Annotated in this window: 11 protein-coding genes and 1 pseudogene; 7 read left to right on the forward strand and 5 right to left on the reverse strand. The window is 65.5% G+C overall.

Annotated features, from left to right (window positions below; translation table 11 throughout):
• Nucleotides 1-295 precede the first annotated feature (295 nt).
• From AC1DV8_RS10140 to AC1DV8_RS10155, 4 genes are all read left to right on the forward strand, one after another.
• On the forward strand, nucleotides 296-2,962 hold the full coding sequence (locus tag AC1DV8_RS10140; protein ID WP_477157381.1) for a DNA translocase FtsK: 2,667 nt from the start codon (nucleotides 296-298) through the stop codon (nucleotides 2,960-2,962).
• A 297-nt stretch (nucleotides 2,963-3,259) separates the two neighbouring features.
• Complete coding sequence (locus AC1DV8_RS10145; RefSeq protein ID WP_477157382.1) at nucleotides 3,260-3,916, forward strand: LolA family protein; 657 nt, start codon at nucleotides 3,260-3,262, stop codon at nucleotides 3,914-3,916.
• A 108-nt stretch (nucleotides 3,917-4,024) separates the two neighbouring features.
• The gene (gene xth / locus AC1DV8_RS10150; protein WP_477157383.1) at nucleotides 4,025-4,843 is read left to right on the forward strand and encodes an exodeoxyribonuclease III; all 819 of its coding nucleotides are present in this window, start codon (nucleotides 4,025-4,027) and stop codon (nucleotides 4,841-4,843) included.
• 9 nt (nucleotides 4,844-4,852) lie between these two features.
• On the forward strand, nucleotides 4,853-5,242 hold the full coding sequence (locus tag AC1DV8_RS10155) for a RidA family protein (protein WP_477151853.1): 390 nt from the start codon (nucleotides 4,853-4,855) through the stop codon (nucleotides 5,240-5,242).
• Nucleotides 5,243-5,278: 36 nt separating this feature from the next.
• Here the strand turns inward: AC1DV8_RS10155 and AC1DV8_RS10160 are convergent, their stop codons facing one another.
• The 5 genes and pseudogenes from AC1DV8_RS10160 to AC1DV8_RS10180 form a co-directional block, all read right to left on the reverse strand.
• Nucleotides 5,279-5,734 carry a cyclic nucleotide-binding domain-containing protein gene (locus tag AC1DV8_RS10160; RefSeq protein ID WP_477157384.1) on the reverse strand — a complete coding sequence of 152 codons (456 nt, stop codon included), beginning with the start codon at nucleotides 5,732-5,734 and terminating at the stop codon, nucleotides 5,279-5,281.
• A 165-nt stretch (nucleotides 5,735-5,899) separates the two neighbouring features.
• Nucleotides 5,900-6,641 (reverse strand): annotated as a pseudogene (locus AC1DV8_RS10165) (carbon-nitrogen hydrolase family protein).
• A 125-nt stretch (nucleotides 6,642-6,766) separates the two neighbouring features.
• Nucleotides 6,767-7,450: a response regulator transcription factor gene (locus tag AC1DV8_RS10170; RefSeq protein WP_477151851.1), complete on the reverse strand. Its 684-nt coding sequence runs from the start codon at nucleotides 7,448-7,450 to the stop codon at nucleotides 6,767-6,769.
• A gap of 255 nt (nucleotides 7,451-7,705) precedes the next feature.
• Nucleotides 7,706-9,073, reverse strand: coding sequence for a chromate efflux transporter (gene chrA, locus AC1DV8_RS10175; RefSeq protein WP_477157385.1), 1,368 nt, complete (start codon nucleotides 9,071-9,073; stop codon nucleotides 7,706-7,708).
• A 57-nt stretch (nucleotides 9,074-9,130) separates the two neighbouring features.
• Nucleotides 9,131-9,808, reverse strand: a complete 678-nt coding sequence (locus AC1DV8_RS10180) for a YggS family pyridoxal phosphate-dependent enzyme (protein WP_477157386.1) — start codon at nucleotides 9,806-9,808, stop codon at nucleotides 9,131-9,133.
• Between the two features lie 99 nt (nucleotides 9,809-9,907).
• On the opposite strand from AC1DV8_RS10180, the gene leuS reads away from it, so the two are divergent.
• Genes leuS through holA form a run of 3 tightly spaced genes read left to right on the forward strand, consistent with a single transcriptional unit; the run spans nucleotide 9,908 to nucleotide 14,062 of the window.
• Complete coding sequence (gene leuS, locus AC1DV8_RS10185; RefSeq protein WP_477157387.1) at nucleotides 9,908-12,544, forward strand: leucine--tRNA ligase; 2,637 nt, start codon at nucleotides 9,908-9,910, stop codon at nucleotides 12,542-12,544.
• Nucleotides 12,531-13,043, forward strand: a complete 513-nt coding sequence (gene lptE, locus AC1DV8_RS10190) for an LPS assembly lipoprotein LptE (RefSeq protein ID WP_477157388.1) — start codon at nucleotides 12,531-12,533, stop codon at nucleotides 13,041-13,043. The genes leuS and lptE overlap by 14 nt, the downstream gene beginning before the upstream one ends.
• Nucleotides 13,043-14,062: a DNA polymerase III subunit delta gene (holA, locus tag AC1DV8_RS10195; RefSeq protein ID WP_477157389.1), complete on the forward strand. Its 1,020-nt coding sequence runs from the start codon at nucleotides 13,043-13,045 to the stop codon at nucleotides 14,060-14,062. The genes lptE and holA overlap by 1 nt, the downstream gene beginning before the upstream one ends.
• Nucleotides 14,063-14,201: the final 139 nt, after the last annotated feature.

Genomic DNA, 14,201 nt, shown 5'->3' on the forward strand with positions numbered 1-14,201 from the left:
CGGCGAGGCGTGAGCCTCTTTCATCTGCGGACTACCGCTACGGGGCAAACGCCTCGCCGGTCCCGCTTCGTTCCCTACCGGGAACGGCTCTTTGAAACTCCGAAGCCCCTGGGGCTGTCGGACCTGTTCGCTTGTCGTGATCTCACCCCAATCCTGAGACGCTGCGGCCCCGTCACCGGCCACCCCACTCCGCTCCCGGTTAGCTCCGAGTTAACCCTAACCCCCTAGGATCAGCCTTCGATCGGCGCGCCGTCTGCCGCCGGTTCAGCGTTCCGTTTGTAGAGTGTACCAGACGATGCCGGCACAGCACCTGCTCGAAGACGCCCGTCGAGAAACCGCCCCCGCCATAGCGATTCGCATCCCCGTCCGATTGATGGGCGCGATCATCCTCAGCCTCGTGGCCATCGTGCTGGTGTCCCTCGCCACCTGGCAGGTGGATGATCCGAGCTTCTCCTATGCCTCGGGCGAGCCGGCGCGGAACTGGCTCGGCTTTCCCGGAGCCGTCATCGCCGACATGGCGTTCCAGGTCTTCGGCCTGGGCGTGCTGACCCTCCTTGTTCCGCCCTCACTCTGGGGTTGGGGGCTGATTCGTCATCGCGTTCCCTCGCGCATGGGCCTGCGCCTCCTCGCCTGGGTCGCGGCGACCCTCTTGAGCTGCGGCCTCTTCGCCTTCATCGTCGCGCCCGAAAGCTGGCCGCTGCCTACCGGCCTCGGCGGCCTCGTCGGCTCGAGCTTCACCAATCTCGCCATCCTCGCCACCGGCGCCACGCCGCAGCCGGTCACCGCAATCCTCTTCGCCATCATCATCGCCGCGCCGACGCTCGCCCTGTTCTGGATCGCCATGGGCCTTGGCAAGGTCACCCTGCCCGAGCTGCCCAAGGGCAAGGCCCGCGCCAAGACCGCCGGCGGCAAGGCTGCCGCCGCGGCCCCCGTCGACGATGACGGTCCCGACCGCGATTCGATCTTCGACGTCATGCTCGGCGCCGCAGTGCATCTCGGCTTCTCGGCCCGCACCGCCTTCCGCCGCGCCCGCGCTGGTATCGCCGAGCGCCGGGCCGCCGAGGCGGAAGCCGGAGCGTGGCGCGGCGAGGCGGTTGAGCCAAGCCTCCACGGTCGTGCCCCGTCCGCTGCACCGGCCGTTCGCGCCGAGCCCGCCCTCACTGTCGAGCGCCGCTCGATCGTCGCGGCGCACGAAGAGCCGCCGTTCGACGACTATCCGCCCGAGCCCGAAGAAGACGCCGATATCCCGCGCTGGGAGATGCAGACCCCGCTGCGTGGCCCGATGGCCGCTTCGCGCAGTCCCGCCCCGATGCCGCACGTCCCGGCCGCCCATCAGGCGGCCCCGGTGGTGTCGCCGCGCGTCGCTGCCCCCGCTCCCCGTCCGCAGCCCGGCACCCGCGCCGCCCGCGAAGCCCAGGGCTCCTTCCTCGACGAGCCGCACGGTTTCGAGCTGCCGGAGCTGAGCCTGCTCACCCCGCCCAAGCACAAGGGTCCGAGCCCCGAGCATGCGCCCGAGCGTCTCGAGGCGATGGCGCGCAAACTCGAATCCGTGCTGGCCGATTTCGGCGTCAAGGGCGACATCATCAATGTCCGCCCTGGCCCGGTCGTCACCCTCTACGAGCTCGAGCCCGCGCCCGGCATCAAGTCGAGCCGCGTCATCTCGCTCGCCGACGACATCGCCCGCTCGATGAGCGCCATTTCCGCCCGCGTCGCCGTCGTCCCTGGCCGCAACGCCATCGGCATCGAGCTACCCAACGAGCAGCGCGAGACTGTGTACCTGCGCGAAATGCTGGCCTCGACCGACTTCGAGAAGATGAAGGGCAAGCTCCCCATCTGCCTCGGCAAGACCATTGGCGGCGAGCCGATCATCGCCGATCTCGCCCGCATGCCCCACCTGCTCATCGCCGGCACCACCGGCTCGGGCAAGTCGGTAGGCATCAACACCTTCATCCTCAGCCTGCTCTACCAGATGACGCCAGAGCAGTGCCGCCTGATCATGATCGACCCCAAGATGCTGGAACTGTCGATCTACGACGGCATTCCGCACCTCCTCACTCCCGTGGTGACGGATCCCTCCAAGGCCGTGGTCGCCCTCAAATGGGCCGTCCGCGAGATGGAGGACCGCTACCGCAAGATGTCGAAGATCGGCGTCCGCAACATCGACGGCTTCAACCAGCGCGTCGGTGAGGCTGCCGCCAAGGGCGAAGTCATCACCCGCACCGTGCAGACCGGCTTCGACCGCGAAACCGGCGAGGCGATCTTCGAGAGCGAGGAGTTCAACCTCCAGCCGCTGCCGTTCATCGTCATCATCATCGATGAGATGGCCGACCTGATGATGGTCGCCGGCAAGGAAATCGAAGGCTCGGTGCAGCGTCTCGCGCAAATGGCCCGCGCCGCCGGCATCCACGTTATCACCGCCACCCAGCGCCCGTCGGTCGATGTCATCACCGGCACCATCAAGGCCAACTTCCCCACCCGCATCTCGTTCATGGTGACCTCGAAGATCGACAGCCGCACCATCCTCGGCGAGCAGGGTGCCGAGCAGCTGCTGGGCAATGGCGACATGCTCTACATGGCCGGCGGCGGCCGCATCCGGCGCCTCCACGGCCCATTCGTCGCCGATAGCGAAGTCGAAAGCGTCGTCAATCACCTGAAGTCGCAGGGCGCCCCGGACTATCTCGATGCCATCGTCGCCGACGAGGACGAGATGGACGAAGGCGGCACGGCCGGCGGTGATGGCGACGAGTACGGCGGCTCGGGCGACGAGCTCTACGACAAGGCGGTCAACGTCGTGCTGACCGACAAGAAGGTCTCGACCTCCTACATTCAGCGCCGCCTCGCCGTCGGCTACAACAAGGCCGCAACGCTGATCGAGCGCATGGAAAAGGAAGGCGTCATCTCCGCCCCCAACCACGCCGGCAAGCGCGAGATCCTCGTCGGCAACAACTCCGACGGCTACTGACGCGATCTCTCTCACCCTCCCCCGAACAGCGGGGGAGGGCCTCGCCATCGCCGATCAGGCCGAGGGCACCCGCCGCGTCTACAGCCTCGACACCACTCCGCTACGGGACATCGACGATTGGCTGGAGCGCTTCCGCGGCTTCTGGACCCAGAAGCTCGCCTCGCTCGCCACCGAGATCGCCCGTGGCAAGAAGGAACGCTCCGAGGGTTCCTGACCGGCCGGAACCTTCCACCTGTTGCCGCAATTCCTATCTAGAGGCATGCTCACAATTCGCGACCATGAAGGAACGTCACCAGGATGATCCGCCGCAGTTTTCTCGCCTTCGCCGCCGTGCTCGCCGCCTTCCCTGCCGGTTTTTCAGCCTTGGCGCAGGAACAAGGCGCCGCGCAGCCGCGCGCGCTCACCGATGCCGAGCGGCAGCTGATCACCGAGATCAACGAGCACAACTCCGCGATCAAGACCATGGTCGGCCGGTTCCTCCAGATCGATACCCGCGGCCAGCGCATCGAGGGCACCTTCTTCCTCGAGCGGCCAGGCAAGATCCTGTTCCGCTACAATCCGCCCTCCTACGAGCAGATCGTCTCCATCGGCCGCGGCTTCTATGTCGTCGATCGCAAGGAAAAGACCCAGTACGCCTACCCCCAGGACAAGGTACCGCTGCGCCAGTTCCTCGATTCTAAGATCGATCTGTTCAAGGCCAATATCGTCGCGGTCGCCCAGTCCGACGACTATTTCTCACTGACCCTGCAGGACGATACCCCGGCTGGCGTTGTCCGCGTCGCGCTGGTCTTCGATACCGAGAGCAAGGACATGAAGCAGTGGACGCTGACCGAGCCGTCCGGCGCCGAACTGACCTTCTCGCTCTACGATGTCGACAAGGACGTCGACATCCCAAAGTCCTATTTCTACATCGATCCGACCTTCCGCGCCGTCTCCGCGCCCAAGGAAAGCTGACCCGAAGCTGAGCTGAAACGAGGGAGGCAGCGGGCGCCGTTTCAGGCTTTACGCTGTCCCCTCCCCTCGGCATAAGAAGCGCCTCTCCCAAACCAAGGCGCCTTCCTCATGCCGACGAGCTTTGCCACCTGGAACATCAACTCGGTTCGCCTGCGGCTGCCGCTGGTGCTCGATTTCCTGCGCCAGTACCAGCCTGATGTCCTGTGCCTGCAGGAGATCAAGTGCCTCGACGACCAGTTCCCGCGCAAGGATTTCACCGCCGCCGGCTATCCCCACCATGCTGTCCATGGCCAGAAGGGCTATCACGGCGTCGCCATCGTCTCGAAATACCCGCTGACCGACATCTCGAGCCGCGTGTTCTGCGAAATCGAGGAGAGCCGCCACGTCTCGGCGCTGGTCGATCTCGGCCCCACCTCGCCGATCGGCAGCATGACCGTTCACAATTTCTACATCCCGGCCGGCGGCGATGAGCCCGATCCCGAGATCAACCCCAAGTTCAAGCACAAGCTCGGCTTCCTCGCCGAGCTGAAGGCCTGGTTCGGCGAGGACCATTTCAAGGAACGCCAGCTGATCTGCGGCGACTTCAACATCGCCCCGCTCGAGCATGACGTCTGGAGCCACAAGCAGCTGCTCAACGTCGTCAGCCACACCCCCGTCGAGACCGAGGCGCTCAACGCCCTGCTCACTGGCGGCCATGGCTGGGTCGACGTCGTGCGCAAGTACTTCCCCGCTGAGGAGAAACTCTATTCCTGGTGGAGCTACCGCGCCAAGGACTGGGAGGCGGCCAACAAGGGCCGTCGCCTCGACCACATCTGGACCACCGCCGATGTCGCCGCCCACACCGCTGGTGCCGAGATCGTCAAGCCGGCCCGCGGCTGGAGCGAAAAACCCTCCGACCACGTCCCCGTCATCGCCCGTTTCTCCTGAGGTAACCGAATGCCCCGCCAGCTCGTCAGCTCCGGCTCCTACCTCGAACCGGTGATCGGCTTCTCCCGCGCCGTCCGCGTCGGCAACATAGTCGTGGTCGGCGGCACCGCCCCGATCAAGGCGGAAGGCGGCACCGCAGCCGTCGGCGACGTTTACGGCCAGACCAGGCGCTGCCTCGAGATCGTCGCCAAGGCCTTCGCCGACGCCGGCGCTCGCCTCGAAGACGTCACCCGCACCCGCATCATCCTCACCGATATCGCGCTGTGGAAAGACGCCGCCCGCGCCCACGCCGAAGTCTTCGGCGTGATCCGCCCGGTCACCACGCTCATGCAGGTTGCCGCTTTCGTCGACCCCGACTGGCTGGTCGAAATCGAAGCTGAAGCCGTCATCGCTGACTGATTCACGTGGAACAAGAGTGGCGGCAGGTTCCGACGCCTACCCCTTGCGGAATCGCCCCCGCGTCTCCTCGATCGCTCCGAGATAGCTGGTCAGCTCCCGCCGGATCCGGTCTGCCGCGCGGGCCGCAAGCTCCGGATACTGGTTCGCCAGCTTCATGAACGCGGTGCGCGGCACGAACAGCGTCTCCACTGCATCGACCGCCTTGATGGTCACCGGCCGGGGCTTGGCCACCACCAGCGCCATCGTTCCCAGCACCGCGCCGACATCATGGATCAGGTACGGATTGTCCTCGGCCCCGTCCTGGGTGCTCGACACCGTGCCCGAGACCAGCACATGCGCGCCCTCCGGCTGGTCGCCGGACGCATAGATGACGCTGCCGGGGCGGAACTTCTTCCGTTCCGAGGCGAACGCGAGCAATCGCCGCTGTTCGGCGTCGCAGATTTCGAAGAAATCCGCGCGTCCCAGAATCGTCGCCGCGTCGTCGAGTTGCATCCCGCCCCATTCCCGGACCGTTGTCACACTCCGGACGCTTACGCGCCCGGTTGTGCCCCGGCCCCCGATATAGAGCATTTCTTGCCGCTGTCAGGAATCGATTTTGCCGCGTCCAAGGCGAGAGCAAAAGTTATGCACCGACGACGCCCACCCTCCAGCCGTCAGCTATTGCACCGCGCCCGCGACATCTCGCGCAGCTATCGGCATATCGAAGACCAGCGGCAGCTCCGCCACAACCTGGCCCTTCGGACTAAGCATAGCCGTGGGCCCCCACGCGACTCGTCCATCCCGCTCGCCGGTCACGTCTGCCGATACAAAGGCCCGTCTCCCGGCAGCGCTCGCACCGCACCGCATTGTGCACCGCCCTGAACGCCTCTGCCTTGGCCCGTGGCATCATGTTGTTGGCCGAGCAGACGATCAACTCCGCGCCGAGGTCGAGCAGCTTCCTCGCGGCCTCGGGAAAGTTCGTGTCGTTGCAGATGTTTATACCGAACCGCAGCCCATCGACCGTGAAGATCGGCGTCTCGGTTCCGGCCTCGAAGGCGGCCTCGCCAGCGAGCAGATGCACCTTCCGGTACCGCCCGACCAAGCGGCCTCGGTCGATCACCACGGCCGTGTTGAACAGCCGCCCCTCATCGACCTCGATCAGGCCGAGAACGATCATCGGCCCAGTCTTGGGCAGACGGTCGACGACAGCCCCGAACTCTGGCGAACGAAGGTCCAGCGCAACGCGTCGCGCCGCTGACTCGTCGGTGAGATACCCCTGCAGGAAGCCCTCCGGAAGGCACAGCAACCGCGCCCCCTCGGCCTCCGCCCGCACGGCGAAGTCGACCATCGACGCCACTGCAGCATCGATGTCTTCCCGATACTCCAGTGTCTGGGCGGCGGCGATTCGCACAGTCTTGATCATGCCGTTGCTAATGCACACGATTCCGCATCATTCGCCAGTTCGGCGGCGAGTGAACGGAATCGAGCACAAAGGCACGAGGCCGATGCAACGGCCCGTTCTGGGGGGATTTGTCGCCGGTGCCCCTACGGCACCAGCCGATAGCCGCCGTCTTCCGTCACCAGCAGCCGCGCATTTGACGGATCGCGCTCGATCTTCTGGCGCAACCGGTAGATATGCGTCTCCAGCGTGTGCGTTGTGACCCGGTTGTTGTAGCCCCACACTTCCTTGAGCAGTATCTCGCGGGTGATGGTCTTGGGGCCCTGCCGGTAGAGGTACTTGAGGATCGAGGTTTCCTTGTCGGTCAACCTCACCTTGGCCCCATCCGGCGCCTCGAGCAACTTCGCCGCCGGCTGGAAGCTGTAGGGCCCGATGGTGAACACCACGTCCTCGCTCTGATCGTGCTGGCGCAGCGAGGCGCGGATACGCGCCAGCAGCACCGAGAACCGGAACGGCTTCGTCACATAGTCGTTGGCGCCCGATTCCAGCCCTAGGATCTCATCGGAATCGCTGTCCTGCGCGGTGAGCATGATGATCGGGCTCTTGAAGCCCTCGCGGCGCATGATCTTGACCGCCTCGCGGCCATCCATGTCCGGCAGCCCCACATCGAGCAGCATCAGGTCGACATGCGCGCCGCGGACCTTGCCGAGCGCCTCGGACGCTGATTCCGCCTCCACCAGATCGAACTCGCGATAGTGCGTCAGTTGCTCGATCAGAGTCTTCCGAAGGTCGGCATCGTCGTCGACAATCAGGATGCGCCGTCTATTCATGATGTTACCCCAAGCCATAGGCTTTGAATTCCTGAGTTATTCTGGGGCCTTGTGACCGGCCAATCAAAACGGCGTGACACCGTCGTGAGGGGAGAAACGTGATTTGACATGACTAGGTTTCACCCCGTGCGCGCCTATGGTGAAATAATCTCTAGCCACGTCATCCTGACGGGAAGCTGACAATTCGCTGACAATGCGCAGAGGCTCGTGGACCGGTTTCCCGTCGCAAGAGCGTGGCCCCGATCAGCCCGGGAGCTAGACGGGCAGCAACAGCACCAGCAGCCCTAGTCCGCCGCAGATGGCGAGCGTCCTCAGGATGCCAAGCCGGAGCCGGAACAGGCAAGCGACAGCGACGAGGCAAAGCCCTACCGCGATCCAGTTGATCGATCCCCAGTCAGGGCTCGCTATCGTCACCGGGCCGGCGTGTAACACCCCTACGTCGCGGAAAATCACGTGTAGCCCGAACCAGATAGCGAGGTTCAGGATCACGCCAACCACGGCTGCGGTGATCGCGCTTAGCGCCCCCGACAGTGCTTTGTTCGAGCGCAGCCCTTCGACATAGGGCGCCCCGAGGAAGATCCAGAGAAAGCAAGGAACGAACGTCACCCAGGTGGTGAGCGCGCCGCCGAGCAGCCCGGCGAGCATCGGGCTGAGCCCACCGGGATCGCGGTATGCGGCCAGAAACCCGACAAAGCTCAGCACCATCACCAGCGGCCCCGGCGTGGTTTCCGCCAGCGCCAGGCCATCGACCATCTCGCCCGGCTGCAGCCAGCCGAAATTCTGCACCGCCTCCTGCGCCACGTAGGCCAGAACGGCATAAGCACCGCCAAAGGTCACCACCGCCATCTGCGAGAAGAACGTCCACAGCACCGCAAAGGTGCTGGACCAGCCAACTGCAGGGACTATCAGCGCCAGGGGCGCAACCCACAGCGCCACCCAGGCCACAACCGTGCCAGTCATCCTCGCCGGCGACGGATGGCCGGCAACGAAGCCGGCCCCGATGACCGAGGGGTGGTCCATCGCGGCCGCCCTATGCCCGGCGGGGGCGAAGATCGCCAGATTGGCGCGTGTCCCCACATATCCGACCAGCCCGGCGAGCAGGACCACGACCGGGAACGGCACGTTGAACGCAAACAGCGCCAGGAAGGCAACGATCGCGATGGTGAGCATCACCCGGTTCCTGATCGCCCGGCGGCCGACGCGGATGACCGCCTCGATGACGATCGCCAGCACCGCGGCCTTCAGGCCGAAGAACAGGCTCGCCAGCCAGCTCGTCTCGTGAAAAGCCGCATAGAGCGCCGATAGCGCCATGATGACGATGAAGCCCGGCAGCACGAACAGGACGCCAGCGATCACCCCACCCTTCGTGCCGTGCAGCAACCAGCCGATATAGGTCGCAAGCTGCTGCGCCTCGGGTCCGGGCAGCAACATGCAGAAGTTGAGCGCATGGAGAAACCGGCCCTCCGCGATCCAGCGGCGCTCCTCCACCAGTTCCTTGTGCATCAGCGCGATCTGCCCCGCCGGCCCACCGAAACTCAACAGGCCGATCCTGGCCCAGACGGCCGTAGCCTCGCCCAGCGTCGGGTGGCTCGGCGCGAGTTCGAGTTCGGTCGCGATGGTCATTTTGCGATCTTCCCGCTCTGGTGCGTTTCGTCACCGAACGCCGGTACTGCAAGGATATTACGGCGCCAAATCATCCCGCGCCCCGAACAGAGCGCTACCCACTCGCACATGCGTCGCTCCCATGGCGATCGCCGTCTCGAAGTCGCCGCTCATCCCCATCGACAGCTTCTCAACCCCGGCATCACGCGCCAGCGACGCCAGGTGGGCAAAGTACGGGCCCGGCGGATCGGCCTCCGGCGGAATGCACATCAGTCCCACCACATCGAGGCCATGCAGGTCCCGGCAGCGCCCCACGAAAGCCGCCGCGTCCGCCGGCGCAATGCCCGCCTTCTGCTCCTCCTGCCCGATATTGACCTGCACGAACACTGGCAGGCGCCGGCTGGCCCGCTTCATCTCCTCAGCCAGGATGCCCGCCAGCTTGTCGCGGTCAACCGTCTGGATCACGTCGAACAGCGCCACCGCCTCGCGCGCCTTATTGGTCTGCAGCGGCCCGATCAGGTGCAACTCTATGCCGTCATAGGAAGCCCGGAGTTCTGGCCACTTTTCCTTGGCCTCCTGCACACGGTTTTCCCCGAATACCCGCTGCCCCGCGTCAAGAAACGGCCGGATTGCTGCGGCATCGAAGGTCTTGGAGACGGCGACGAGTTCCACGCTATCCGGCGGCGGACCGAACCGCTGGTGCGCGCGCTCGATCCTGGACCTGATGTTTTCGAGCCTTTCAGCGGCGTTCTGCATAGCGCTTCTGTTGACCGGTTAACGGAATTCTGATGAAGGTCCGGTAGCCAAAAAACCCCACGAACGCAACGCAATCTGCGGCTTAAGGACTGTCCCGAAGTGACTGGTAGAACGACCGAACGCTACAATCCGCGTGTCGAAGAGCCACGCTGGCAGAAGGCCTGGGAGGACAACAAGTCCTTCGAGGTCAAGCACGACGACAGCCGCAAGCCCTACTACGTGCTCGAGATGTTCCCCTATCCGTCCGGGCGCATCCATATGGGTCACGTCCGCAACTATACCATGGGCGACGTCCTCGCGCGCTACATGCGTGCCATGGGCCGCAACGTGCTGCACCCGATGGGCTGGGACGCCTTCGGCCTGCCGGCCGAAAACGCCGCCATGCAGAACAAGGTTCATCCCAAGAGCTGGACCTACGCCAATATCGCCGCCATGCGGAAGCAGCTGAAGTCGATCGGGCTGGGCATCGACTGGAGTCGCGAGTTCGCCACCTGCGACGTCGAGTACTATTCCAAGCAGCAGAAGCTGTTCCTCGATTTCCTGCGCGAAGGCCTCGTCACCCGCAAGAAATCCAAGGTCAACTGGGACCCCGTCGACATGACCGTGCTCGCCAACGAGCAGGTGGTCGATGGCCGCGGCTGGCGCTCCGGCGCCGTCGTCGAGCAGCGCGAGCTGAACCAGTGGGCCTTCAAAGTCTCCGATTTCGCCGAGGACCTGCTGGAAGCGCTCGACACCCTCGACCACTGGCCCGAGAAGGTGCGCGTCATGCAGCGCAACTGGATCGGCAAGTCCGAGGGCTTGCGCCTGCTGTTCGAGCTGACGGCAGAGTTCCGGCAGCAGTTCACGTCCATCGAGGTGTTCACGACCCGGCCGGACACGATCTTCGGCGCCTCTTTCATCGCCATTTCGGCCGATCATCCTCTGGCCGCCGCCCTCTCGGATAGCCCCGAGATCGCGGCTTTCATCGCCGAAACCCGGCGCCACGGCACTGCCACCGAGACCATCGACAAGGCCGAAAAGCTGGGCATTTTCACCGGGTTGCACGTGAAGCACCCGACCAAGCCCGGTGCCACGCTGCCGGTCTATATCGCCAACTTCGTGCTGATGGACTACGGCACCGGCGCCATCTTCGGTTGCCCTGCCCACGACCAGCGCGACCTGGACTTCGCCCGCCGCTACGACCTGCCGGTGATCCCCGTGGTCCTGCCCGACGGCGCCGACGCCGATAATTTCGAAGTCGACTCAGAGGCTTACAACGGACCCGGCCGGATCTTCCATTCGGGCTTCCTCGATGGCCTCGAGATCGACGCCGCCAAGAAAGCGATCGCCGAGCATTTCGCCGCCCGCGTCGTCGACAACCGCCCGCAGGGCACCGTCGAGGTGAATTACCGCCTGCGCGACTGGGGCGTCTCGCGCCAGCGCTACTGGGGCTGCCCGATCCCGGTGATCCATTGCGAGAACTGCGGCGCCGTCCCGGTGCCCGACAAGGACCTGCCCGTCGTCCTCCCCGAGGACGTGAGCTTTGATCGCCCCGGCAATCCGCTCGATCACCACCCGACGTGGAAGCATGTCGCCTGCCCGCAATGCGCCGGCCCGGCGCAGCGCGAAACCGACACCATGGACACCTTCGTCGATAGCTCCTGGTATTTCGCCCGCTTCACCGATCCGCACGCCGCCACCCCGACGGTTCCGGGCATCGCCAACACCTGGCTGCCGGTCGACCAGTATATCGGCGGTGTCGAGCACGCGATCCTCCACCTGCTCTATTCGCGCTTCTTCACCCGCGCCATGAAGCAGACCGGCCACCTCAACATCGAGGAGCCGTTCAAGGGCCTGTTTACCCAGGGCATGGTGGTGCACGAGACCTATCAACTCGGTTCCGGTCCGAATGGCGAATGGGTTTCCCCCGCCGACATCCGGATCGAGCAGGTCGACGGCGAGCGCCGCGCCAGCATGCTGCAGACCGGCGAGACCGTTGTCATTGGCTCCATCGAAAAGATGAGCAAATCCAAGAAGAACGTCGTCGATCCCGACGAGATCGTCTCGACCTACGGCGCTGATACCGCCCGCTGGTTCATGCTGTCCGACTCCCCGCCGGAGCGCGATGTGCAGTGGACCGAGGCCGGCATCGAAGGCGCCAGCCGCTTCCTGCAGCGCGTCTGGAAGCTGGTCGGCGACTTCCTCGACCTCGAGGACGACATCGCGGCCCGCCTGACGGGTACTGGAGATGCCGGCGTGCTGGACCTGCGTAAGGTCGTCCATCGCGCCGTCAACAATGTCGGCGGCGAGATCGAAGGCCTGCGCTTCAACCGCGCCGTGGCCCAAATCTACGAGCTCTCCAACGCCATCGCCAAGTTCTCGCAATCGGTCGCCAGCAGCGTGTCGCCGGCACAGCGCGACGCCCTACGCGAGGCGGTGGAGCGCCTGGTACAGCTCGTCGCCCCGATGATGCCGCACCTCGCCGAGACCTGCTGGGCCGCGCTCGGCAAGACCGGCCTGGTCGTCGACGCCGGCTGGCCGGTGGCGGATCCGACGCTGTTGGTCGAGTCCACCGTCGTCCTCCCCGTCCAGGTCAACGGCAAGCGCCGCGGCGAGATCACTGTCCCTGTCGGCGCCGCCAAGGAACTGGTCGAGAAAGAGGTCTTGTCACTCGAGGCAGTTGCCCGCATGCTGGAAGGCAAGCCGCCCAAGAAGCTGGTGATCGTCCCCGACAGGATCGTCAATGTGGTCGTCTAAGTCGCTGCTGCGTCACGCGTTTGTCGCGCTGAGCCTGCTCGGCGCGACCGCGCTTGCCGGCTGCACCGGGCTGACCCCGGTCTATGGCGAGCGTGGCATCGGCACCGAACGGCATGCGCTGAACTATTCGAAGCCCAATAGCCGCGCCGAGCAGATCATCTACCAGGAACTGGCCCTGCGTTTCGGCCGCGCCACGGATCCGGCAAGCCCCACCGTCCGCATCACTACCTCGGATACGACGCGCAAGCTGACGCGGTCCGGCGTCACGCGCCCCGCCGAGCAACGCGAGGCGACGGTCACTGCCAAGATCGAGCTGGTCGCCGCTGACGGCTCCATCGTCCTGTCCACCACCCGCTCTGCCGCCGCGCTCTACACCACCGACAGCCAGGCGCTCGCCGCCTCCGAAGCCGAGCGCGAGGCCATCGAGCGCGCCGCGCGCGAGCTGGCGGAGACCGTGCGCCTCACCCTCCTCGGGGCGCTCGCCCAGTCGGCCACCTGATGGGGGCGCTGAAGGCGCACGAAGTCAGCCGCTTCGTCGACCGGCCGGACCTCGAGGCTGGGATAATCCTCGCCTACGGCCCCGATGCCGGCCTCGTCCGTGAAACCGGCCAGCGCCTCGCGCGACGCTACGCCGGCAACGATGCCGACAGCATGAACCTCGTCATCCTCGACGGCGCCGAGCTCGATGCCGACCCGTCGCGCCTCGCCGTCGAGGCCAAGACGACCTCGCTGTTCGGCGATCGCCGCGTCATTCGCGTCCGCAGCGCCGGCAAGTCGCTGGTTATGCCGCTCACCGAACTGCGCGACAATCCGGGCTCTATCATCATCCTCGAGGCGGGCAACCTCCCCCCCAAGGATCCGCTCCGTGCCCTGGTGGAGGCTGCGAAACTCGGCCGGGCGTTGCCCTGCTACCCCGACAATGACGAATCGCTCGGCCGCCTGATCTCCGAGACCTTCTCCAAGGCCGGCATCCGCGCTGACCAGGACACCGTCGCCGCTCTCCGCGACACGCTTGGCAACGACCGCGAGATCACTCGCCGCGAGCTCGAGAAGGTCGTTCTATTCGCCGCCGACTCCAAGCTATTGACACGCAACGACATTCTGACGCTCTGCGCCGACAATGCCGCCCTCGTCCTCGACGAAGTCGTCGACGCCACCGGCACCGGCCATGCCGCTGATCTGGACACCGCGCTCGAGCGCGCCATCGCCCAGAGCGTCAACTCGCAGCAGATACTCGCCAGCGCGCTGAGCCATTTCACCACGCTCCGCCGCTGGCGCGTCGAGGTCGACAGTGGCAAGTCCCCCGGCGCTGTGCTCGACAACGCCCGCCCCAAGCCGCACTTCTCGCGCCGCTCGTCGATCGAGCGCCAGCTGCGCCTCTGGACCGACGACGCGCTGAGCGCTGCGCTGGATCGCCTGCAGCTCGCCGTCGCCGACAGCCGCAAGCGCTACGGGCTCGCCGACACCGTCAGCCGCCGCGCGCTTCTGGCAATTTGTACAATGGCGGCAGAGCGTTAGCTCAATGTTTCACGTGGATCAGCGGTGCCAACGTCAGTGTAGCTGGCGTATTCCGTCATCCCGGATAGGCAGGAATGAACGACGTCTGAACGACGGAATCCGCTGGAAATCGATGGCTTCGACGCGCGAAGTTCCAACG

The sequence above is a fragment of the Devosia sp. P3_B2 genome (genome assembly GCF_056402875.1).

Excerpts from the sequence above, each read along its gene's own strand:
- AC1DV8_RS10140 (WP_477157381.1), top strand. The coding sequence starts at position 296 with ATGCCGGCACAGCACCTGCTCGAAGACGCCCGTCGAGAAACCGCCCCC.
- AC1DV8_RS10145 (WP_477157382.1), top strand. The coding sequence starts at position 3,260 with ATGATCCGCCGCAGTTTTCTCGCCTTCGCCGCCGTGCTCGCCGCCTTC.
- xth (WP_477157383.1), top strand. The coding sequence starts at position 4,025 with ATGCCGACGAGCTTTGCCACCTGGAACATCAACTCGGTTCGCCTGCGG.
- AC1DV8_RS10155 (WP_477151853.1), top strand. The coding sequence starts at position 4,853 with ATGCCCCGCCAGCTCGTCAGCTCCGGCTCCTACCTCGAACCGGTGATC.
- AC1DV8_RS10160 (WP_477157384.1), bottom strand. The coding sequence starts at position 5,734 with ATGCAACTCGACGACGCGGCGACGATTCTGGGACGCGCGGATTTCTTC.
- AC1DV8_RS10170 (WP_477151851.1), bottom strand. The coding sequence starts at position 7,450 with ATGAATAGACGGCGCATCCTGATTGTCGACGACGATGCCGACCTTCGG.
- chrA (WP_477157385.1), bottom strand. The coding sequence starts at position 9,073 with ATGACCATCGCGACCGAACTCGAACTCGCGCCGAGCCACCCGACGCTG.
- AC1DV8_RS10180 (WP_477157386.1), bottom strand. The coding sequence starts at position 9,808 with ATGCAGAACGCCGCTGAAAGGCTCGAAAACATCAGGTCCAGGATCGAG.
- lptE (WP_477157388.1), top strand. The coding sequence starts at position 12,531 with ATGTGGTCGTCTAAGTCGCTGCTGCGTCACGCGTTTGTCGCGCTGAGC.
- holA (WP_477157389.1), top strand. The coding sequence starts at position 13,043 with ATGGGGGCGCTGAAGGCGCACGAAGTCAGCCGCTTCGTCGACCGGCCG.